This is a genomic window from Synechococcus sp. R55.8 (assembly GCF_047461895.1).
GTDB lineage: Bacteria > Cyanobacteriota > Cyanobacteriia > Thermostichales > Thermostichaceae > Thermostichus.
In genome coordinates this window covers 6,644-8,363 of record NZ_JANSIB010000107.1, presented here as the reverse complement: position 1 = coordinate 8,363, position 1,720 = coordinate 6,644, and the positions used below count along the sequence as shown (strand labels likewise).

Genomic DNA, 1,720 nt, shown 5'->3' with positions numbered 1-1,720 from the left:
ACAAAGTAGGGGCTTTTGGGAAACGCTTTGATGACAACCCGCAACGCCGAAGTGCCGGCCAAGAGGTAGTCCGCCTCTTGGTCGGGGCTGACGGTTTGACAAAGGCGGCTATTGGCCTGCAACAGGTCGCCGGCGTAGGTGCCCAAACGTTCTAGGGCTTGCTCCTCTTGGGAATCGCTGACGTAGGTTACTTTGGCTACTGTGGTACCATCAGTGGCCCGCCCTATCAAAACAGCAATCACGCCCGGAAGGCCGGCAATGTGCTGTTCGACTACGCTGCTGAGGGTTCGGATAGCCATGATCTGACTCCTTCCTGCGGCTACATGGGATAATTTAGGTATATACACGGGATATTGGAGTGTCTAGTGAACTAGGATGGATCGGATATTTCCAGAGAAATCTCCTGACCGGCTTAGCTCCAGGGATCCCAGTTCTCGTGAAACTTGCCTTCCAAGATGGCCTGACGCATCTTCTGGGTGTAGCGCATCAGCTCCGTGATGTTGTGGATAGAAAGCAGGGTATAGCCCAGGATCTCCTGGGCGCGGATGAGGTGGCACAAGTAGGCGCGGCTGAAGTGGCGGCAGGTGTAGCAGGGACAGTCGGGATCGATGGGATCCAGGCTGCGGCGGTGCTCGGCATTTTTGATGTTCCAGCGTTTGCCCCGGCTGATCACCGTGCCATGGCGGGCATAGCGGGTGGGGATCACGCAGTCAAACAAATCCACTCCGGCGGCCACAGCGGCCCGCATCTCTGCATAGGTGCCCACCCCCATGAGATAACGGGGGCGATCTGCCGGCAGTAGAGGGGCTGTTTGCCGCACAACGGCGTGCATAAACTCGACCGGCTCCCCCACACTCACCCCGCCAATGGCATAGCCCGGCAGATCCAACCGACAGACCTCTTCCACCGCCCGCCGGCGCAGCTCAGGGTAAACTCCCCCCTGCACAATGCCAAACAAAGCCTGATCTGAGCGGCGATGGGCTTTCACGCACCGTTTCAGCCACTGGGTGGTTCGCCGCACCGCTGCTTCCACTTCCTCAGGGCTGGCAGGGTAGGGCGGGCACTCGTCGAAGGCCATGATCACATCGGCACCCAAGGCATTTTGAATCTGGATGGATAGCTCTGGGGTGAAGTGAATGATGCGGCCATCGAGAGGAGAGCGGAACGTCACTCCCTCCTCGTTGATTTGGCGAATGGCGCTGAGGCTGAAGACCTGGAAGCCCCCTGAGTCGGTAAGGATGGGGCCCGACCAGCCCATAAAGCGGTGCAGCCCCCCTGCCGCTTGAATGATGCTTTCGCCAGGTTGCAGGTGGAGATGATAGGTGTTGCTGAGGATGATGTGGGCACCTGTCTCCTTGAGCTGGGCGGGGGTGAGGGTTTTCACGTTGGCCAAAGTTCCCACCGGCATAAAGCAAGGGGTTGGGATCCCGCCGTGGGGGGTGACGAAGTATCCCGCCCGCGCTTGGGTATGGGGGCAGGTGCCCTCGCAGGTGAAGGTAAAGTCGGCCAAGGTCAGCGTTATCGGCTTTAATCTTGTGCGCAGCAGAGCTTAGCACAGATAGAGCCGCCGGCAAGGGATCCCTTTTGCCAGCCTTGACAGGGATCCCCTGCTTTGGGCACACTTGTAGATCGCCGCGGAACTGGCGGAATGGTAGACGCGCTAGATTCAGGTTCTAGTGGCAGCAATGCCATCGGGGTTCAAGTCCCCGGTTCCGCACTC

Annotated in this window: 1 protein-coding gene, 1 tRNA gene and 1 pseudogene; 1 reads left to right on the top strand and 2 read right to left on the bottom strand. The window is 59.1% G+C overall.

All coding sequences use genetic code 11. The features are described from left to right. Together NW829_RS10560 and tgt are read right to left on the bottom strand one after the other, a co-directional pair. Positions 1–299, bottom strand: a pseudogene (locus tag NW829_RS10560) (hypothetical protein); the annotation flags it as partial. Between the two features lie 113 nt (positions 300–412). Continuing rightward, on the bottom strand, positions 413–1,522 hold the full coding sequence (gene tgt / locus NW829_RS10555; RefSeq protein ID WP_414351098.1) for a tRNA guanosine(34) transglycosylase Tgt: 1,110 nt from the start codon (positions 1,520–1,522) through the stop codon (positions 413–415). Between the two features lie 112 nt (positions 1,523–1,634). Between tgt and NW829_RS10550 the strand changes: the two genes are divergently transcribed. Beyond that, a tRNA-Leu gene (locus tag NW829_RS10550) sits at positions 1,635–1,717 on the top strand. Positions 1,718–1,720 lie beyond the last annotated feature (3 nt).